Origin of the sequence: Rhizobium sp. LjRoot98, assembly GCF_964252935.1 — a bacterium.
In the GTDB taxonomy this organism is placed as follows: Bacteria; Pseudomonadota; Alphaproteobacteria; order Rhizobiales; family Rhizobiaceae; genus Pararhizobium.
This window is the reverse complement of record NZ_CAXUPW020000001.1, coordinates 1,206,736-1,226,014: the sequence shown is the minus strand read 5'-3', so window position 1 is coordinate 1,226,014 and position 19,279 is coordinate 1,206,736. Positions and strand designations below refer to the sequence as shown.

14 protein-coding genes are annotated in these 19,279 nt (G+C 61.9%); 8 read left to right on the top strand and 6 right to left on the bottom strand.

What is annotated here, in order from left to right:
- Nucleotides 1–59: 59 nt before the first annotated feature.
- Together ACSQ3J_RS06030 and ACSQ3J_RS06025 are read left to right on the top strand one after the other, a co-directional pair.
- A complete protein-coding gene (locus ACSQ3J_RS06030) occupies nt 60–1,418 on the top strand; it encodes an Nramp family divalent metal transporter (RefSeq protein WP_060500601.1) in 1,359 nt (452 codons plus the stop codon).
- A gap of 243 nt (nt 1,419–1,661) precedes the next feature.
- Nucleotides 1,662–2,717, top strand: a complete 1,056-nt coding sequence (locus tag ACSQ3J_RS06025; RefSeq protein ID WP_060501366.1) for a Tim44 domain-containing protein — start codon at nt 1,662–1,664, stop codon at nt 2,715–2,717.
- 231 nt (nt 2,718–2,948) lie between these two features.
- Here the strand turns inward: ACSQ3J_RS06025 and ACSQ3J_RS06020 are convergent, their stop codons facing one another.
- The 4 genes from ACSQ3J_RS06020 to ACSQ3J_RS06005 all read right to left on the bottom strand — a co-directional run bounded on the left by ACSQ3J_RS06020 (nt 2,949) and on the right by ACSQ3J_RS06005 (nt 9,358).
- A complete protein-coding gene (locus tag ACSQ3J_RS06020; RefSeq protein WP_060500599.1) occupies nt 2,949–3,506 on the bottom strand; it encodes a YdeI/OmpD-associated family protein in 558 nt (185 codons plus the stop codon).
- Nucleotides 3,507–3,756: 250 nt separating this feature from the next.
- Nucleotides 3,757–5,973, bottom strand: a complete 2,217-nt coding sequence (locus ACSQ3J_RS06015) for an FAD-dependent oxidoreductase (protein WP_060500597.1) — start codon at nt 5,971–5,973, stop codon at nt 3,757–3,759.
- Between the two features lie 183 nt (nt 5,974–6,156).
- A complete protein-coding gene (locus tag ACSQ3J_RS06010) occupies nt 6,157–7,365 on the bottom strand; it encodes an acetyl-CoA C-acetyltransferase (RefSeq protein ID WP_436038885.1) in 1,209 nt (402 codons plus the stop codon).
- Nucleotides 7,366–7,561: 196 nt separating this feature from the next.
- Entirely contained in the window at nt 7,562–9,358 is a 1,797-nt protein-coding gene (locus ACSQ3J_RS06005; RefSeq protein WP_060500593.1) for an acyl-CoA dehydrogenase C-terminal domain-containing protein, read from the bottom strand.
- A 406-nt stretch (nt 9,359–9,764) separates the two neighbouring features.
- Here ACSQ3J_RS06005 and ACSQ3J_RS06000 point away from each other — a divergent pair, with 406 nt between their 5' ends.
- From ACSQ3J_RS06000 to ACSQ3J_RS05985, 4 genes are all read left to right on the top strand, one after another.
- Nucleotides 9,765–13,772, top strand: a complete 4,008-nt coding sequence (locus tag ACSQ3J_RS06000) for a peptidoglycan-binding protein (RefSeq protein ID WP_436038884.1) — start codon at nt 9,765–9,767, stop codon at nt 13,770–13,772.
- A gap of 301 nt (nt 13,773–14,073) precedes the next feature.
- Nucleotides 14,074–15,000 carry a sulfite exporter TauE/SafE family protein gene (locus tag ACSQ3J_RS05995; RefSeq protein WP_060500588.1) on the top strand — a complete coding sequence of 309 codons (927 nt, stop codon included), beginning with the start codon at nt 14,074–14,076 and terminating at the stop codon, nt 14,998–15,000.
- Nucleotides 15,000–15,788, top strand: coding sequence for a TIGR02186 family protein (locus tag ACSQ3J_RS05990; RefSeq protein ID WP_436038883.1), 789 nt, complete (start codon nt 15,000–15,002; stop codon nt 15,786–15,788). Before ACSQ3J_RS05995 ends, ACSQ3J_RS05990 begins: the two co-directional genes overlap by 1 nt.
- A gap of 66 nt (nt 15,789–15,854) precedes the next feature.
- Entirely contained in the window at nt 15,855–16,091 is a 237-nt protein-coding gene (locus ACSQ3J_RS05985) for an Lrp/AsnC ligand binding domain-containing protein (RefSeq protein ID WP_037104964.1), read from the top strand.
- Here the strand turns inward: ACSQ3J_RS05985 and ACSQ3J_RS05980 are convergent.
- Nucleotides 16,088–17,299 (bottom strand): MFS transporter, encoded by a 1,212-nt coding sequence (locus ACSQ3J_RS05980; protein WP_436038969.1) that lies wholly within the window; start codon nt 17,297–17,299, stop codon nt 16,088–16,090. The genes ACSQ3J_RS05985 and ACSQ3J_RS05980 overlap by 4 nt on opposite strands.
- Before the next feature lie 117 nt (nt 17,300–17,416).
- Between ACSQ3J_RS05980 and ACSQ3J_RS05975 the strand changes: the two genes are divergently transcribed.
- Both ACSQ3J_RS05975 and ACSQ3J_RS05970 read left to right on the top strand, forming a co-directional pair.
- Nucleotides 17,417–17,857, top strand: a complete 441-nt coding sequence (locus tag ACSQ3J_RS05975; protein WP_436038882.1) for a winged helix-turn-helix transcriptional regulator — start codon at nt 17,417–17,419, stop codon at nt 17,855–17,857.
- A 107-nt stretch (nt 17,858–17,964) separates the two neighbouring features.
- Entirely contained in the window at nt 17,965–18,528 is a 564-nt protein-coding gene (locus tag ACSQ3J_RS05970) for a dihydrofolate reductase family protein (protein WP_436038881.1), read from the top strand.
- Here the strand turns inward: ACSQ3J_RS05970 and pdeM are convergent.
- A complete protein-coding gene (pdeM, locus tag ACSQ3J_RS05965) occupies nt 18,525–19,250 on the bottom strand; it encodes a ligase-associated DNA damage response endonuclease PdeM (protein ID WP_060500577.1) in 726 nt (241 codons plus the stop codon). The genes ACSQ3J_RS05970 and pdeM overlap by 4 nt on opposite strands.
- Between the last annotated feature and the right edge of the window lie 29 nt (nt 19,251–19,279).

The window sequence follows — 19,279 nt, the reverse complement described above, 5'->3', positions numbered from 1 at the left end:
TGTTTTGCCCTGGCATAGTTTTTGGGTAACAGAGCCCATTCCGTATCCGGAGACCGTGCATGTCCAATTCCGAAGCCGTCCTTCCACCGCAGGAGAGCTGGACCTTTTCCAGTCCGAAGGAGGACGCGCGGCCAAGTCTCCCCGAGGTCAACGCCAGCATTCCCGTACCATCCGGCGGCCTCTGGTTCCGGCGTCTGCTCGCCTTCATGGGGCCGGGCTACATGGTGTCTGTCGGCTATATGGATCCCGGCAACTGGGCGACCGATATCGCTGGTGGCTCGCAGTTCGGCTATACGCTGCTGACGGTCATTCTGCTCTCCAACCTGATGGCGATCCTTTTGCAGGCGCTGGCCGCCCGTCTTGGCATCGCCACCGGCCGCGATCTCGCCCAGGCCTGCCGGGCGACCTATTCCAGGCCGGTCAACTTCATGCTCTGGCTTGCCTGCGAGGCGGCAATCATCGCCTGTGACCTTGCCGAAGTAATCGGTACGGCGATCGCGCTGCAACTTCTGTTCGGCATCCCGCTGATCGGCGGCGCGCTGATTACCGCGGCGGACGCTTTCCTTCTTCTGCTTCTGATGAACAGGGGCTTCCGTTACCTCGAGGCCTTCGTCATCGCGCTTCTGATCGTCATCGCCGGCTGCTTCCTCGTCCAGATCGCCGCCGCCGCGCCGCCGGTGGCTGCCGTTCTCTCCGGCTTCCTGCCATCGAGGGAAGTCGTCACCAACCCGGCCATGCTCTACATCGCCATCGGCATTATCGGCGCCACCGTCATGCCGCATAACCTTTATCTCCACTCTTCGATCGTCCAGACCCGCAACTACAAGCGCACCGATGAGGGCAAGCGTGATGCGATCAAATGGGCGACGGCCGACAGCACGATTGCCCTGATGCTGGCGCTGTTCATCAATGCCGCCATCCTGATCATTGCCGCTTCGGTCTTCCATGCCAACGGCCGTACCGACGTGGCTGAAATCGGCCAGGCCTACGAACTCCTGTCGCCGCTGCTTGGTCTTGGTATCGCTTCGACACTCTTCGCCGTGGCGCTGCTGGCCTCTGGCCTCAACTCGACGGTGACGGCGACGCTGGCCGGCCAGATCGTCATGGAAGGTTTCCTGCGGCTGCGCATTCCGCAATGGGCGAGACGCCTGATTACCCGTGGTATCGCCATCATTCCGGTTGTCGTCGTCACCTGGATCTATGGTGAAAAGGGTACGGCGGAACTCCTGGTGTTCTCCCAGGTCATCCTGTCGATGCAGCTGCCGTTCGCGGTCATTCCGCTGGTCCGCTTCGTTTCCGACAAAAAGAAGATGGGCACTTTCGTCATCCCGAAATATGTTGCCGCCCTTGCCTGGATCGTCGCCTCGATCATCGTCGTGCTCAATCTCAAGCTGCTTTACGACACGTTTATCGGTTAAGGCCGCCAACAAAAACAAACACGTAGAGGCGGCGGGAGTGCCGCCTTTTTCCTTGGCATTATTTCCTCTGTTTCAAGCTGCGGGGATAATCGTGGGCGCTTTTTTCTCCGATTTCACCCGTCTTCCACGCCCGCTTTACGGTGAACTGCGGCCCAAAAGCCTTCAATTCGCCAGCCATTTCCCCCATATGTTTGCCAAGAGGCGCGCGCTTGCGGGCCGGGAGAAACAACAGGATTGGGTTTCATGTTTAGAGTTGGACGCGTTCTTGCGACCGTTGCGGTCGCTTCCATGGTGATGCTGACGGTGGTCGATCTGGCCGAGGCGCGGCGTGGTGGCAGCAGCTTCGGCAGCCGCGGTACCCGCACATTCTCGGCACCGCCCGTCACCCGCACGGCGCCGGCGGATGCGACGCCGATCAACCGCACGATGACCCCGCAGAGCCAGGCGACGACGCCAGGTGCGGCCGGCCAGCAGAACATGGGCCAGGCGGCCCGTCCCGGCGCCCAGCGTCCGGGCGGCTTCTTTGGTGGCTTCGCAGGCTCCATGATCGGTGGTCTCGCCCTCGGCGGCCTGATCGGCATGATGATGGGCAATGGTTTCGGCGGCATGGCCGGCATGCTTGGCATGCTCTTGCAGATCGCTCTGATCGGCGGCGCCGTGATGCTCGCCTTGCGCTTCTTCCGCAATCGCCAGACGGCAGCACCGGCAGGCTACGCGCCGCGTGGCGCCAGCGCCTCGCCAATGCAGGGTTTTGGCACGCAGGGCCAGGGCTCCGGCTTTGGTTCGGGCATGCCGTCCTTCAAGATCCCGTCGATTGGTGGTGGCGGTGCCGCTGCTACGGCCGCATCTCGCCCGGCTCAGCCGCGCATGGCCGATGATACGACAGACGAAATCGGTATCGGCGAAGAAGATCTCGGCCAGTTCGAGGGAATGCTGAAGCAGGTTCAGGCTGCCTATGCGGCCGAAGATTACGCCACGCTGCGCAAGCTGACGACGCCGGAAGCGATGTCGTGGCTGGCCGAAGAGCTGAGCGACAACGCCACCAAGGGCCTGAAAAACGAGGTCAGCGACGTGCATCTGGTGCAGGGCGACGTCGCCGAAGCCTGGAACGAGGATGGCGATGACTACGCGACCGTCGCGATGCGCTACGAAAGCATCGATGTGGTGCGCGACCGCGCCACCGGCCGTGTCGTCGAGGGCGATCCGGACAACCTGACGGAAACCGTCGAACTCTGGACGTTCCTGCGCAAGCGCGGTGGCGACTGGCAGGTCTCGGCCATCCAGGGCATGACAGCCTAAGCGCTGCATCCACCGCGACTTCAAGCTTCGACCGCCGGCATTGCCGGCGGTTTTTGTATGTACCCGTTTCATCCGCTGCGCCGGCCTCCACCTGCCCGCGACCGTCTCGCGAAACACTCCGGCGGCTGAGACGGGAAGACGTATGGCCGCATTTTTCAGGCCGGGGATGAACGGGGATGGTTTTTTATTCGAAATGCCGGGCGCAGCGGCCTTTGACGGCAAAGGCGGACTTTATTTATCCCCGCTGAGGCGGGCGATGGCCTTCTCGAGACGGGCCAGCCGGATTTTTGGCGTGGTGGCTTTCAGGAGCGGCAGGATCAGCGCGTATTGGCCGGTCTTGTCGAGTGCCGCAAATACGGCAGCGGCTTTCGCATTGCCGTTCAGCGCTGCGACCAAATCCTCCGGCAGCCCGGCATGGCGCTGTGGCTCATAGGCCATCACCCAGCGGCCGTCCGCCTTGGCTGCCGCCACCTCCGCAAGACCCGCCGCCTGCATCCGCCCGGCCTCGATCAACGCGGCTACCCGGTCGACATTCAACCGCGACCACGGGCTTTTGCCCCGCCGCGGCGAATAGCGCTGCAGATAGCATTCTGTGTCAAAGCCCTTCCGCTGACTGTCGATCCAGCCGTAGCAGAGCGCAACATCCAGCGCCTCGCCGATGGTGATCAGCGGCCTTTTGGCGTTCTTCTTGGCGATCAGTAGCCAGATGCCGGTGGACTGGGCGTGGTTGGCGGCAAGCCATGTGTCCCATTCGGCTGGGGTGGTGAAGGCATGGGGGGAGGCGTCCATGGGGTGGTCCGGGTTGGCGTGGTGGCGAGTGTATCGTTTGGGAGGCGTCTGGCTAGGGGCATTGCCTTCAGACACTTGCAGAGGCCGGCCCCTCGGGGCTTGTTGGCTGGCATGTGCGGCCCCCCAAGCTCCGTCATGCCTGTGTTTGTCACAGGCATCCAGCCGCCGCGCGTCTGCGCGGCGAGGGGCCTTCAGGCCCCGGAGGGCCTGACTGTTGGTTGTGAATGTCGCCGGATATCAGCGTCCCTTGTCAGGCAGCCTTGGCGGCCGCTGCATAGGGGTCAAACCGCCCGTAGAAGGTCTCGCCCTTAGCGGCCATGTCCTTGAGCAACGGCGTCGGCTGGAAATGATCGCCGTAGGAAGCGGCGAGCTTTTCGCAGAGTGCCACGAAGGTTTTCACGCCCATGCCGTCGATATAGCTCAGCGTGCCGCCGGTATAAGGGGCAAAACCGAAGCCGAGGATCGAGCCGACATCGGCTTCGCGCGGGTCGGTGACGATGCCTTCTTCGATGGTGCGGGCGGCTTCGAGCGCGATGGTGACGAGGAAGCGCTGCTTGATCGTTTCGACGTCGAAGCTTTCCGCCGGCTTCTGGGCAAAGAGGTCCTTGAGGCCGGGCCACAGGAACTTCTTCGCCGGCTTGGCCGGATATTCATAGAAGCCCTTGCCATTTTTGCGGCCGCGGCGGTCGAGATCGTCAACCAGCTTGTTGATCAGCGTCATGTGGCGCGGATCGACAGAGCCTTCGCCGAGATCGGCGATCGAGGCTTTCAGGATCTTCTGGGAAAGATCTATCGCCACTTCGTCGTTGAGCGACAGCGGTCCGACCGGCATGCCGGCCATCTTGGCCGCATTTTCAATCATCGCCGCCGGCACGCCTTCGATCAGCATGTCATAGGCTTCGTGGATATAGCGGAAGACGCAACGGTTGACATAGAAGCCGCGCGTGTCGTTGACGACGATCGGCGTCTTCTTGATCGCGGCGACAAAATCGAGCGCGGTGGCAAGCGCCGCGTCGCCGGTTTCCTTGCCGAGGATGACTTCCGTCAGCATCATCTTTTCGACCGGCGAGAAGAAGTGGATGCCGATGAACTGCGCCGGGCGCTTCGAATTCTTGGCAAGGCCAGTGATCGGCAGGGTCGAGGTGTTGGAGGCAAAGATGGCGTCTTCGGACAGGACGGCCTCGACTTTCTCGATCACGTCCTTCTTGACCTGGCGGTCTTCGAACACAGCTTCGACGACGAGCTTGATGCCCTTCAGGTCGTTGTAATCGGCCGACGGCGTGATGCGGGAAAGAAGGGCCGCCGCGTCGTCCTGCGTTAGCCGTCCCTTACCAATGGAATCCTTGACCAGGCCTTCCGAATGGGCCTTGCCCTTGGTTGCGGCCTCGATGTCACGATCGATCAGGGTGACTTCGATGCCGGCGGCCGCGGCGACATAGGCGATCGACGCGCCCATGAAGCCGGCGCCGACGACGCCGATCTGCTTCAGCTCGGTCTTCGGCACGCCGGCGGGGCGGCGGGCGCCCTTGCCGAGTTCCTGCATCGAGACGAACAGCGAGCGGATCATCGAGAACGCCTCGGTGGTCTGCAGGATTTCGGTGAAGTAGCGCTGCTCGATCTTCAGGCCGGTATCGAAGGGAACCTGCAGGCCTTCGTAGACGCATTTAAGGATGGCAAGGCCGCCCGGATAGTTGCCGGAGGTTTCGCGGCGCAGGATGGCGGATGCGGCTGGCCAGAGCTGCGCCGCTGCCGGTGTCCAGATGCCGCCGCCCGGAACCTTGTAGCCCTTTTCATCCCAGGGCTGGACGGGCTTCAGGCCATTCTTGATCATCGCCTTGGCGGTATTGATCAGTTCGGCGGGTTCGGCGATCTCGTGGATCAAGCCCATGGCTTTGGCGCGCTGCGGCGTGAGCGATGAACCGGTCGTCATCATCTGCAGGGCATCCTGCGCATTGGTGAGCCGCGGAACGCGCTGCGTACCGCCCGCACCCGGGAAGATGCCGACCTTGACCTCGGGCAGAGCCAGCTTCACCGACTTGGAATTGGCGGCAACGCGGCCGTGGCAGGCGAGCGACAACTCAAATGCGCCGCCTATGCAGGTGCCGTTGATCGCCGAAACCCACGGCTTGCCTGAGGTTTCGAGCTTGCGGAACAGGCCGGTCATCTGGCCGGTGAGCTCGAACAGCTTCTGCGCGGCGTTGTCCGGATCGATCTTTTTCTGTTCCTGCTGGAACGTGAACATGCCCTTGATCATCGACAGATCGGCGCCGCCGGAGAAGCTGGACTTGCCGGACGTGAAGACGACGCCCTTGACGGCTTCGTCGGCCACGGTCTGGTCAACGATGGCGTCGAGTTCCTTCATCACCTCGACGGTGAAGACGTTCATCGACTTGCCGGGCATGTCCCAGGTGATGAGCGCAATGCCGTCAGCGTCGGTCTCGATAGTGAAATTGGTGTAGGTGGTCATGTGGGAATTCCTCTCCCTTGAAATCTTGGCTTCGCTCGATGCCGCCGCCTGAAATTGAGGGCGATCCGGCTGGGTAAGCCCCTCCCCCTTGTGGGGAGGGGTTGGGGAGGGGCTTCCTGCCACGTGGCGAAAACCCCTCCCGGCCCTTTGGCCCACCCTCCCCACAAGGGGGAGGGAAAGACCTCATACCCGCTCGATGATCGTCGCCGTGCCCATGCCGGCGCCGATGCAGAGCGTCACGAGCGCGGTCTGCAGGCCGCGGCGTTCCAACTCGTCGAGTACGGTGCCCAAAATCATCGCGCCGGTGGCGCCGAGCGGGTGGCCCATGGCGATAGCGCCGCCAGTGACGTTGATCTTGTCATGCGGAATGTCGAAGGCCTGCATGTAGCGGAGCACGACGGCGGCAAAGGCCTCGTTGAGCTCGAACAGGTCGATATCGCCGATGGTCATGCCGGCGCGCTTCAACAGCTTTTCTGTGACATCGACCGGGCCGGTCAGCATCAGCGCCGGATCGGAGCCGATATTGGCGAAATGCTTGATACGGGCGCGGGGCTTCAGGCCCATCGCCTCGCCACCGGCTTTGGAGCCGACGAGAACCGCGGCTGAGCCGTCAACGATGCCGGAAGAATTGCCAGCGTGGTGGACGTAGTTGATCCGCTCGATTTCCGGATGCGCCTGGATGCCGACGGCCTCGAAGCCGCCCATCTCGCCCGGCATCTGGAACGACGGGTTGAGCGACGCAAGGTTCTGCATCGTCGTCGTCGGACGCATATGCTCGTCCTTGGCGAGGATGGTGATGCCGTTCTGATCCTTTACCGGAATGACGGACTTGTTGAAATAGCCATTGTCCCAGGAATGGCCGGCGCGCTTCTGGCTCTCGACGGCATAGGCATCGACGTCCTCACGGGAGAAGCCATACTTTGTGGCGATCAGATCGGCCGAGACGCCCTGCGGCATGAAATAGCCGGGGAAGTTGACGGACGGATCCATGTACCAGGCGCCGCCCGACATGCCCATGCCGACACGCGACATGCTCTCGGCGCCACCGGCAATGACGATGTCATCGGCGCCAGCGGCGATCTTGCCGGCGGCGAAATTGACGGCATCGAGACCCGAGGCGCAGAAACGGGAGATCTGCATGCCCGGCGCGCGGTTCGAATAACCGGCCTCGAAGGCGGCGGCCTTGGGGATGACGGCGCCCGCTTCGAACACGGGATCGACGCAGCCCATGATGATGTCGTCGACGGTCGACGTGTCGAGCCCGTTGCGGTCGCGCAGCGCTTCCAGAACCTTGGCAGCCAGACGCGGCGTCGGCACTTCGTGCAGTGCGCCATCCTTCTTGCCCCGGCCGCGCGGCGTGCGCACGTGGTCGTAAATGAAGACGTCGGTCATGATTGTTTTCTCCCTGTCGGCCTTGCGCCGTGAAACTGTTGTTTTCCTCTTCTCCCCAGCGGGGAGAAGTGCCGAGCAACGCGAGGCGATGAGGGGGCTCCGGTGAAGCCGGAGCCAAATACGTGGCGCCTTCGGCGCCCCCTCATCCGGCCCTTCGGGCCACCTTCTCCCCGATGGGGAGAAGAGGCAAGCTCAATCAAAACGCTGCCGCATCCAGTGCCATCATTGTGTCGGCGCCGGTTTCGATGCGGGCTTTGCGCAGTGCCGTTTCCGGCATGATGCGCTCCATGAAGAATTTTGCCGTGATCAGCTTGTTCTTCAGGTAGGCCTCGCGGTCGCCAGCGCCTTCGGCCAGCTTTTCCTCGGCCGTCTTGGCAATCTTCGCCCACATGTAGCCAAGCACGACGAGGCCGAAGAGGTGCATGTAGTCGGTCGAACCGGCACCGGCATTGTCGGGCTTTGCCATGGCATTGCCCATGAACCACATGGTGGAGGCCTGCAGGTCGTTCAAGCCCTTCTTCAGGCCCTTGGTGTAGGTCACCAGCTTTTCGTCAGAACGGTTCTCTTCGCAGAAATCACCGATCTCATTGAACAGCGCCGCGATCGCTCGGCCACCGTTCAGCGCCAGCTTGCGGCCGACGAGATCGAGCGCCTGGATACCGTTGGCGCCTTCGTAGATCATGGCGATGCGGGCATCGCGGACATACTGGCTCATGCCGTGTTCTTCGATATAGCCGTGGCCGCCAAAAATCTGCTGGGCCATGACGGCGTGATCGAAGCCCTTGTCGGTGAGCACACCCTTGAGGATCGGGGTCATCAGACCGAGAATGTCGTCGGCTGCCTGGCGATCCGCATCGTTGTCGCCGCGATGGGCGATGTCCGACTTCAGCGCCGTCCACAGCGTGAAGGCGCGGCCGGCCTCGTTGAACGCCCTGATGGTCATCAGAGTGCGGCGGACGTCCGGATGGACGATGATCGGGTCAGCCTTCTTGTCGGGAGCCTTGGCGCCGGAGAGTGAGCGACCCTGGATACGGTCACGGGCATAGTTGGCGGCGTTCTGATAGGCGACTTCGGCCACCGACAGGCCCTGCAGGCCAACGCCGAGACGGGCTTCGTTCATCATCACGAACATGGCGTTCAAGCCCTTGTTCTCCGTGCCGATAAGATAGCCGATGGCGTCGTCATAGTTCATCACGCAGGTCGAATTGCCGTGGATGCCCATCTTGTGCTCGATCGCACCGCAGGAAACCGTATTGCGCGCGCCGACGGTGCCATCAGCCTCGACATGAAATTTCGGCACGATGAACAGCGAGATCCCTTTCACTCCGTCCGGCGCGCCTTCGATACGGGCGAGAACCAAGTGGATGATATTGTCCGACATGTCGTGTTCGCCAGCCGAGATGAAGATCTTCTGGCCGGAAATCTTGTAGGAGCCGTCGCCTTGCGGCACGGCCTTGGAGCGGAGGAGGCCGAGATCGGTGCCGCAATGCGGTTCCGTCAGGTTCATGGTGCCGGTCCACTCGCCCGAAACCATCTTCGGCAGATAGGTTGCCTTCTGCGCATCGGTGCCGTGAACGAGGATGGCGGCGATGGCGCCCTGCGTCAGGCCCGGATACATGGTGAGCGCCATGTTCGCGGAGGACATGTATTCGCCGATCGCGGTATGCAGTGTGTAAGGCAGACCCTGGCCGCCAAACTCTTCCGGCACTGACAGGCCGAGCCAGCCGCCTTCGCGATACTGGTCGAAGGCCTGCTTGAAGCCCTTTGGTGTGGTCACTGTCGCATCGTCGTTGCGCTCGCAGCCTTCCTGGTCACCGGACAGGTTGACTGGGAACAGCACTTCCTCGGCAAGCTTGGCCGCTTCGCGGACGATCGCCTCGATCATGTCGGGTGTTGCGTCGGCAAAGCCGGGAAGGTTGTTGTAGCGCTCGATGCCGAGAACGTCGTTGAGAATGAAAAGCGTGTCTTCGACCGGGGCCTTGTAGCTGGGCATGTCTCGTGTTCCTCACCTGTAACCGTGTCACGGGGCGGCTTCTCCAGCAGCGCTCCATGTGATTTCCATCATGCTACAAAACTTTGACGTGCGCGTAAACGTCAAAATTTGCGGAGGGTCAAAATTTGATCGATCAGGGGATCCGGCGAGCCGGATGTGCCGAAACTGTCATGTGGAAGCCTCCCGACGGCAGCATGCGCCCAAATCGTTAAAAAATTTTCAGTCAGGTTAACGGCTTATTTACCACGTTTCGTGAAAGTGCGTGTTGAGATGGTCACAGTTGCAATAGTTTTGTCTTCGCGTCGTTGCAGCTCTGTCCGGATCGGTACCGGAACTCCCGGGAGGCGGGGATTTGCCTTTCAGAAGCCCGGATTCCGATCAAGGCCGATGAAAGAGGCGAAGAACGATGAACGGATCGCGATCAAACACTCCCCGTCCAGGCGCCCAGTCCTATGGCGACAGGTCGTCACTCGACGCGCTGAACCGCACGATCGAAGGCTTGGAAGCGCGCATCGAAGGATTGATGGGAACGGCTGGGCGTGATCAGCGGGGCCGTGTCCCGGCTGATGGTCCGGTGGCTGTTCCAGACCCGATCACGGAAATCATGCAGCGGCAACGGACACTGACGGCTACGCGGGAGCGCGATGCTATCCGGGAACGCGATGCTGTCCGTGACCGGGACACCGTTCGCGAACGTATCCAGTCCCGTGCGGCGCCGCGTTCCTATGAGGAGCACAGCGTTTCCCAGGCCCCGGCATATCAACCCCCAGCATTCCAGGCACCTGCGCAGCCCCGCCGCGAACTGCCGGCGGCACCACCGCTCAGCGAACAGTTGCGCAGCGAGGTCTATCGCAGCGAGCCGTTCCGCCGCGAAACGGTCCGCCAGGAAAATCTGCGCCCAGAGAGCCTGCGCCCCGAACCCACCCACCAGCGTCCGGAACCTGTCCGCAGCGAGCCCTTACGCTCGGAACAATACCGCAGTGAGCCGCAGCGCCCCGATCCGGCTATGGCCGAGATCGCCCAGGCGCTTGTTGGCCTGCGCCAGGAATTGAAGAAGGATATCGCCGACGGCCTGTCGCGCGAGATGACGACGCTGCGCGCCGAAATTCGTGGCATTACTGCCGATGCGGCTCAGGACCAGACGATGGCGGAGGATATCCGCGGCGATCTGCAGCGTCTGTCCGACAGCATCAACCAGCTTGGCCGTCAGGCATCGCCATCGCAGGCCGACGCGTTGAAGGTCGAGTTTGACGAACTGCGCATCATGATCGACGGTCTTGCCCGCGAGGACAGCGTGCACCGCATGGAAGCACGCTGGACCGGCGTCGAAGATCGGATGAATGCGTTTGATTCCAACCGCGACGACGAACTGGTGGCGCTCGCCTACCGGCTCGACGAAATCAAGTCGCAGATCGGCTCGATGAATAGCGGCCCGGCCATTCACGCCTTGGAGGATAAGCTGATTTCGGTGGCGCAGGCGATCGAAATGATCGGCCGCCACATGCAGCCTGACGATCGTCATATGGCATCGCAATTTGCCGATCTGGATGCGCGTCTCGACGAGATCAGCCGTGCCATCGTTGCCAGCGGCCGCGCGAGCGGCCCTGACAGCGCCGGCGTGACCCGCGTCGAGGGCCGTCTTGCCGACCTTTCCCGCCAGATCGACAGCCTGCAGCGCCCGAGCGACAACGGCGTTGGTTCGCGCATCGAGGCCTTGGCTGCTCGCGTCGAGGAACTGGCCAACGAAGAAGCCGCCGTCCGTCTAGAAGAGCGTCTCGAACAGTTATCGCAGATGCTGGAGCGCTCGCAGAAGGCGTCCGCACTGCCGGACCTGACGGGATATCTCGCTGACATCTCCCGCAAGATCGATGCGCTCGACCAGGGTTCGGTCAACGATGCGCTCGCCGAGCGCCTCGATGATCTTGCCCGCCGCATCGACCAGCTTGACGCGCCTGCGACGTCCTATATGGGCGACGCCCGTTTCGACCGGCTCGAAGGCCGGCTGTCGGATATCGCCACCCGCCTCGAGGAAACCCAGGCGGCGCCATTTGACGACAGCGAGATCCTGCGCAGCCTGCAGGATCAGATCGCCAACCTGTCGAGCCTTGTCAGCCAACCGCGCGACATGGCGCCGGCTGCTGTTCCTGCCGAGTTCGAAGGCCGGATGAGCGCGCTTGAGGATTATCTGGCGACCAGTGATGAATACATCATCGAGGCAGCCCGCCAGGCGGCCGAAGCGGTCATGGAAGCCTATTCGAAGAATGGCGTTGGCCAGTCTGCTTCCGGTGGCACGGACATGGCTGCGATCTCGGCGCTGGCCGACGATCTCAAGGTTCTGGAAGACATGAGCCGCTCGAGCGAGGAGCGCACGGCGCGCACGTTTGAAGCGCTGCACGAAACCCTTGTGCATATCGCCGAAAAGCTGGAGCGGCTGGAAGAGCGCGGCCAGGAACCGGATGCGCCGCGCGTCTTCGGGACGCGGGACGTTCAACCGCAGATGCCCAGAGCCGAGCAACCGGTTTTCGAGACGCAGGACGATCCCTTCGCCGAAGCTGATTTCGGACGCCGTTACGAAGACCTGAAGCGCGACATGCAGGGGTTTGTCACCGAGGCAGAGCCTGCTGGTCCATCGCGTGAAGAGGTTGCGGAAGCCGTTGCCGTCGTCACGGAGCAAGCGGCGGTGCACCAGAGCGATATCAAGACAGCGCCGCTGCCTGCTTCAAAGCCCAGCCTTCTCGCGGGGCTGACCAAGCGGTTTACCAGCAAGCGCACGGAGCCCGTTCTTGCCGCCGAACGTCAGGTCATCGACCCGACGCCGTCGATCGATGCGGCTGATGCCATCGAGCCGGATGTGGCAAACCAATTGCTGGAGCCTGGCTCCGGCGTTCCGGATGTGAAGAAAATCCTCGAGCGGGTTCGCGCCGGTCAGACCGGCCGCAATGCGCCGCCAAGCGAAACGGACAAGGCGGATTTCATCGCTGCCGCCCGCCGGGCTGCCCAGCAGGCCGCCGAAGAGGTCGATTCGATGAACCGCGGCAAGGGCGGTGCCAGCGCTTCGCCGATTGGCGGCGCACTGTCCCGTCATCGCCGTCCGATCCTGATGGCGGTCGGCGCCGTGCTCCTGGCGATCATGTCCTATCCGCTGGTCAACACGCTGATCCGCGGCGAAAAGGCGCCGGTCGAAGCGCCGGTAGCTGCCATCGAGCAGAAGGTTGAAACACCGGTTGCCGCTGACATGCCGGCCACCGCGAATGTAGCGCCTGCGATCGAGACCGCCGACACGGATGTCGAGCCGCTCAGCACATTGCAACCACAGTCCGGGGATCAGGCTCTCGGGGAGACATCGGGTGATGCCCCGCAAGGGATGCCGCCGGAAACGACCGTTTCTGAAACCGTGCAGCCGGACGCCAAATTGCCGGACGCCGCAGCTCAGGCCATGCCGGAAACCGGAACCGTCAATGCCCGGATGCTGTCGCCAGTGATCGAAGGGACTGCCCCGGAAACCGCAAATGACGAGGCCAGCACGGCAGCCGCGCAGCCTGCCACAGGCGAAGCCGCACTGATCGTTCCCGCCGAAATCAAGCCGGAGGCGCTGGCCGAAGCTGCCCGCAAGGGCGATCCGCTGGCCCTGTTCGAAGTGGGTGCCGTCTATACCGAAGGCCGCGGCATCAAGGCCGATCTCGCCCAGGCTGCGAAATGGTATCAGCGCGCTGCCGATGCCGGTGTCACGCCTGCCGAATATCGCCTGGCTAGCCTCTACGAAAAGGGCACCGGCGTCAGCCGCGACCTGACCAAGGCGCGTACGCTCTACCAGCAGGCGGCCGAAAAGGGCAATGCCAGCGCCATGCACAATCTTGCCGTCATGCTGGCAAGTGGTGGTGGGGCTGCGCCTGATTTCGCTGGCGCCGGCAAGTGGTTTTCGATGGCCGCCGATCGCGGTATCCGTGACAGCCAGTTCAACCTCGCCATCCTCTATGCCCGCGGCAACGGGGTAAGCCAGGATCTCGAAGAATCCTACAAGTGGTTTTCGATCGCTGCCCGCGATGGCGATGCCGATGCCGGCCAGAAGCGCGATGAAGTTGGCAAGGCTTTGAAGCCCGACCAGTTGAAAAGCGCCAAGGCGAAATTCGATGCCTGGAAGCAGACCCCACTCGACGCCAAGGCCAATTCGGTCGACGTGCCGGATACCTGGGTCGGCAAGGGCACCAAGACCGCATCGGTCGACATGAAGAAGGCGCTGCGCAATATTCAGGCGATCCTCAACAACAACGGCTTCGACGCCGGCAAGCCCGATGGCGAGATGGGCCAGAAGACCATCTCGGCGATCAAGGCTTTCCAAAAGTCGATCAACCAGGAGCCGACGGGCCAGATCACCGACGCGCTCGTCAAGGAATTGTTGAAGCGCAACGGCTAAGGCATCCTGTGTCCATTCAGGCACAGGCCGGCGATTTGGCCGGTGATGCCTAAGAACGGCGTCTGCGGCCGCAATAATGCCGCAGACCGGCCGGACACAGTGACATGCTACGGGTTACGGTCAGAGCCTGCAAAAGGTTGACAGGCCAGGCGCCGGGGCGCATGACGGAACGGCGTTGAATTCGCAATTTTATAATTGGTTTTCAAGACTGTTTCATTCCTTATCTCCCGTGGTGAATCACTTGCCACTTTGATGTTTTCCGCCCGCCTTGCGGGCTATTGGCATATTTAGAGGTCTGGCCGTGACGGTGTATCTGCCCATTGCAGAATTGTCGGTGAACATTTTCATCATCCTGGGAATGGGCGCGGCCGTCGGCTTTTTGTCTGGCATGTTCGGTGTCGGCGGCGGCTTCCTGATCACGCCGCTTCTGATCTTCTACAATATCCCGCCTGTCGTTGCCGTCGCCACCGGCGCAAACCAGGTGGTTGCCTCCTCGATCTCCGGCGCCATCACCCATTTCCGGCGTGGTACGATCGATATCAAGCTTGGAACCGTGTTGCTCTGCGGCGGTCTGGCGGGCGCGACGGTCGGCATCTGGATCTTCTCGCTGCTGCGCCGCATCGGTCAGCTCGACCTGGTGATTTCGCTCGCCTATGTGCTTCTGCTCGGCACGGTCGGCTCGTTGATGCTATGGGAGAGCATCAACGCGCTGCGCCGGGCATCCAAGAACGAGACTGTGACGCTGAAGCGGCCGGGCCATCACAACTGGGTCCACCGCCTGCCGCTGAAGATGCGGTTCAAGAAGTCCAAGATCTATCTGAGCGTCATCCCGGTCGCCGTGCTCGGCTTCTGCATCGGTATTCTGACGTCGGTGATGGGCGTCGGCGGTGGCTTCATCATGGTGCCGGCGATGATCTATCTCCTGCGCATCCCGACGAACGTTGTCGTCGGCACTTCGCTGTTTCAGATCATCTTCGTCTCCGCCTATACCGTCATCGTCCAGGCGTCGGCCAATTACACCGTCGATATCGTGCTGGCGTTCGTTTTGATGATCGCCGGCGTTATTGGCGCGCAATATGGCGTGCGGGTCGGGCAGAGATTGCGCGGCGAACAGCTGCGGGCGCTTCTGGCGCTTCTGGTTCTCGCCGTCGGCATCCGTCTTGCCATTGAGTTGGTGATCCCGCCAAAGGAAGTCTATTCGATCGTCTCCGCGGGGCTCGGCTTCTGATGCGGACGTATCTGGCCCTTTTATTCTCCGGTCTGCTGTTTGCCGCGCCGCTTGTCGCGCAGGCGGAACCACTCGATTTTACTGAAAAGCTCGATATCGGCATTTCCACCGACGAGATCGCCATCACCTCGGACTTTCGCGGTGCCGACCTGACGATCTTCGGCGCCATCGATGGCGCCGATCCCGGTCTTTTGGCGCAGGGAAAATACAATATTGTCGTGGCGCTGGAAGGGCCGAAGGAAAACACCACGGTGCGCCGCAAGGAGCGCGTTTTCGGCATCTGGATCAACACCAAATCGATGACCTTCGAAAAGGTGCCGGAATCCTATTCGCTGTCGAGCACGCGCGACATCGAAACGATCGCGCCGCCCGGCGACATGAACAACATGGGCATCGGCGTCGATCACATGCCGCTGACACCGATCGGTTTTATCGGTGATGGCAGCAACCTGACCGAATTCCGCGACGCGTTCCGGCGGCTGCGGGAAACCACCGGCATCTACCAGCGCGACCCCGGCGGGGTGCAGTTCATCAGCTCCAGCCTGTTCAAGGCCTCGCTGCGGCTGCCGGCCGACGTGCCGAACGGGTCGCATATCGTGCGCGCCTATCTGTTCCGTGACGGCCTTTTCGTTGCCGCCAAGGCGCTGGAACTGCGGGTGGTCAAGACCGGTCTCGAACAGGCGATCACCACCGCAGCGCATGAGCAGCCGTTCCTGTACGGTATGGTTGCCGTGCTTCTGGCCGTGATCACCGGCTGGCTGGCCAGCATCGTCTTCCGCAGGGATTAACCGCATCCGGCTTTGCCTTGTCTTCAAAACAGGCTATTTGCGATCAAAACATCAGGAGACTGAGCCATGAAGCCGATTTTCGTCCAGCTGCAATGCGCCCCCGGCAAGACCTATGAAGTCGCCGACGTGATCTACAAGAAGGAAATCGTCTCGGAGATGTATTCGACCAGCGGCGACTATGACCTGCTGATCAAGGTCTATGTCGATGAAGAGCAGGATATCGGCAAGTTCATCAACGACAACATCGCCACCGTGCCGGGCATCAACCGGTCGCTGACGACGCTGACGTTCAACGCGTTCTAGCCGGCCTGGCAGGGCTCCACCGGCCGTTGTCTCCGGCGCGGCAGCGTGGCCGCCCAGTAGATCAGGGCCAATAAGCTGACGGCACTTCCCAAGAAACAGACGCCCGCCCAGCCTGCTTGAGCGTAGATCGCCGTCGATGCGATGGCGCCGCTGGCACTGCCTGCTGAGTAGAACACCATGTAGCCGCCGATGATCCGGCTTTTGGCCTCCGGCCGGATCGACAGGATGGCACTCTGGTTGGTGACATGGATGGCCTGGATGGCCAGATCCAGAAGCACCGTGCCAGCGATCAGGGCGGGTATCGATGTGGGGAGCATGGCAATCAAACCCCAGGAGGCCAAAAGCAGGCCGAGCGAAACGCCTGTTGTCCGGTTGCCCAAACCCCGGTCTGCCAACCGTCCCGCGCCTCCTGCGGCAAGCGCACCGGCAACGCCCGCAAGGCCGAAGAGGCCAATCGCGGTATGCGACATCGAGTGCGGTTCGGCGCCGAGCGGCAGCGCCAGCGATGTCCAGAAAATACTGAATACGGCGAAGATCAGGAACGCCATGCCAGCCTTCTGGCGCAACACCGGCTCCTCGATGAACAGAACAGGGATGGAGCGCAGCAGGCTCCCATAGCCCGGCTTTGGCTGCTCCTCGCGGTGATCCGGCAGCATCCGGTGGAGTATGATAGCCATGATCAGGGTCAGCGCCGCCGAAGTCAGGTAGACCGATCGCCATCCGCCGATATCCGACAGCACGCCCGAGACGAACCGGGCGCAGAGGATGCCGATGACCACGCCGCTGGTGACGATGCCGACGGTCCTGCCGCGGGTAACCGGGCTGGCGAGGACAGCGGCGAAGGCGATCAACGTCTGGACCAGAACGGACAGCAGCCCGACGGCAATCATGGCTGCCATGAACAGGCCGGCACTTGACGCAAGCCCGGCGGCGATCAGCGCCACGGACAGCAGCACGGATTGTACGGTGATCAGCCGGCGCCTGTCGAGAATGTCTCCAAGCGGCGTGATGAATATCAACCCCAGGGCATAACCGATCTGTGTCACCGTCACGACGATGCCGATCGACGCCGTGCCGATGCCGAAATCCTGAGCCATCGCAGCGAGCAAAGGCTGGGCGTAATACACGTTCGCCACGCTCAATCCGCCCGCCACGGCAAACATCATGGTCATTGCGCCGGAAAGTCCGGCCGGGGCATTTCTCGTCATATCTGTCACTGGGGCCTCACATAATTTTTTGTTTATGTAGTCCTATAATAAGACCAGTTGCGCCAATGTGAGTCCAGTCTTATTTTAAGACCGCATATCGATAGCGGAGTGACGATTTTGAAACGCACAAGCCTGACAGAGGCGGATTGCCCGGTTGCCCGCTCGCTGGATGCGATCGGCGACTGGTGGTCGTTATTGATCGTTCGCGACGCATTCGACGGCATCAGCCGGTTCGGCGAATTCCGCCGCAGCCTCGGCATCGCCAAGGGCATGCTGACAGCCCGGCTGCGGGATCTTGTCGACTGCGGCGTTCTGGAAACGGCACCAGCGTCCGATGGCAGTGCCTATCAGGACTATCTACTGACGGAAAAAGGCCGCGCGCTCTTTCCCGTCGTTGTGGCATTGCGGCAATGGGGGCAGGGGCATCTTTATGCGCCTGGCGAACGGCATTCCGTTCTGGTGGACGTTGCCACCGGGAAACCGGTTGAAAAGCTGGCGTTGCGCTCGGCCGACGGCAGGCCGGTTGGATGGGGCGATACCCGGGTTGAGAAACTGTGACTCCGCCTATCGGCGTCTTCATGGAAACCGATTGCATTTTGCAATCTGTTTGATTAACGTCAGACCAGTTTGCGAATGCCAATCTGTTTTGATCGAAGGAGATCGATATGGGCAAGGTCATCGTCTGGAATCTCGTCACCCTCGACGGCTATTTCGAAGGGGTGAAGAAATGGGATCTCGATTTTCACATGCAGGCCTGGGGGCCGGAACTCGAGGCGTTGAGCAAGGAGTTCGGCAAGAAGGCCGCAGCGCTGGTCTTTGGCCGGGTGACCTATGAGGGCATGAAGGCCTATTGGACGACCGCGGAAGACGACACTGAGGTCAAGGCCTACATGAACGGGCTTCCAAAGATCGTAGCGTCGCGTACGCTGGACACGGCGGATTGGAATAACAGCCGCATTGCCAAGGACATTGCCGGCGAACTCACGCAATTGAAGCGGGCGACTGAGAAGAATATCTACATTTTCGGCAGTGCCGACCTCGTCGCCTCGCTTTTGCAAAGCGATGTGATCGACGAGATCATGCTCTGCGTCGTACCGGTCCTGCTCGGCAAGGGAACGCCGCTGTTCAAACCTGCAGACCAACGCAAGCCGCTGAAACTGCTGGAATCCCGGCCACTGGAGTCGGGCGGGGTCATTCTGCGCTATGAGACGGAGAAAACGGCGGCCTAGCCGAGCAAATTGGCAAACCGCACCGAATAAATCCGGTCCCGCCCCAGCATATGGGCGACAAGGCTCTGGTGGTCGAAGAGGCCGCGCATGGCCTGATGACGCAGGTCGAGGCCGCCGGTGGTGACGCCGAAGGCGGGCATGATCAGGCGGCGGCCATCGGTGGCAAAGCAGGCGCGGCGCATGTATTTTTCGCGCCGCCGTACGGTGGCCGACGGATGCAGATGGCCGGCGATTTCGCCCGTGGACGCATTCAGCGCCGGCTCGTGGCGGAAGATCAGGCCGGAATGGGTGAGTTCGTCCATCGATGCGCCGGGCAGGGCGGTGGTGCCGTCAGGATCGTGGTTGCCGTTGATCCAGATCCATTCGCGGCCGCGCGCCATGGTTTCGATCATGCTGCGAAACAGGTCGGGCATCAGGGCCGAGCCAACCCGGTCGTGAAAATTGTCGCCGAGGCTGATGACAGTTTTCGGATTGTGCCGCGAGATCACCGCGTCGAGGATGCGCAATGTCGCCAGCGTGTCATAGGGCGGCAGCATCATGCCGCGGCGGGCAAAGGCCGAGCCCTTTTCCAGATGCAGGTCGGAGACGACGAGAATATCGAGATCGGGTAGATACAGCCCGCCGAGCGGATCGCAGATGCCGATCACGCCGTTGACGACGATGCGGGCCGACAGCGCCGGATTGTCCGGAAGGGCAGAAATGGCTTGGGCGATGCGGTGCATTGGGTTTCCGGCGCGGCGTTGTCGGTCAG

Coding starts and splice junctions, on each gene's coding strand:
- ACSQ3J_RS06030 (WP_060500601.1), top strand. CDS start 60: ATGTCCAATTCCGAAGCCGTCCTTCCACCGCAGGAGAGCTGGACCTTT.
- ACSQ3J_RS05980 (WP_436038969.1), bottom strand. CDS start 17,299: ATGACGAGAAATGCCCCGGCCGGACTTTCCGGCGCAATGACCATGATG.
- ACSQ3J_RS05970 (WP_436038881.1), top strand. CDS start 17,965: ATGGGCAAGGTCATCGTCTGGAATCTCGTCACCCTCGACGGCTATTTC.
- ACSQ3J_RS06015 (WP_060500597.1), bottom strand. CDS start 5,973: ATGACCACCTACACCAATTTCACTATCGAGACCGACGCTGACGGCATT.
- ACSQ3J_RS06020 (WP_060500599.1), bottom strand. CDS start 3,506: ATGGACGCCTCCCCCCATGCCTTCACCACCCCAGCCGAATGGGACACA.
- ACSQ3J_RS06025 (WP_060501366.1), top strand. CDS start 1,662: ATGTTTAGAGTTGGACGCGTTCTTGCGACCGTTGCGGTCGCTTCCATG.
- ACSQ3J_RS06010 (WP_436038885.1), bottom strand. CDS start 7,365: ATGACCGACGTCTTCATTTACGACCACGTGCGCACGCCGCGCGGCCGG.
- pdeM (WP_060500577.1), bottom strand. CDS start 19,250: ATGCACCGCATCGCCCAAGCCATTTCTGCCCTTCCGGACAATCCGGCG.
- ACSQ3J_RS06000 (WP_436038884.1), top strand. CDS start 9,765: ATGAACGGATCGCGATCAAACACTCCCCGTCCAGGCGCCCAGTCCTAT.
- ACSQ3J_RS06005 (WP_060500593.1), bottom strand. CDS start 9,358: ATGCCCAGCTACAAGGCCCCGGTCGAAGACACGCTTTTCATTCTCAAC.
- ACSQ3J_RS05990 (WP_436038883.1), top strand. CDS start 15,000: ATGCGGACGTATCTGGCCCTTTTATTCTCCGGTCTGCTGTTTGCCGCG.
- ACSQ3J_RS05985 (WP_037104964.1), top strand. CDS start 15,855: ATGAAGCCGATTTTCGTCCAGCTGCAATGCGCCCCCGGCAAGACCTAT.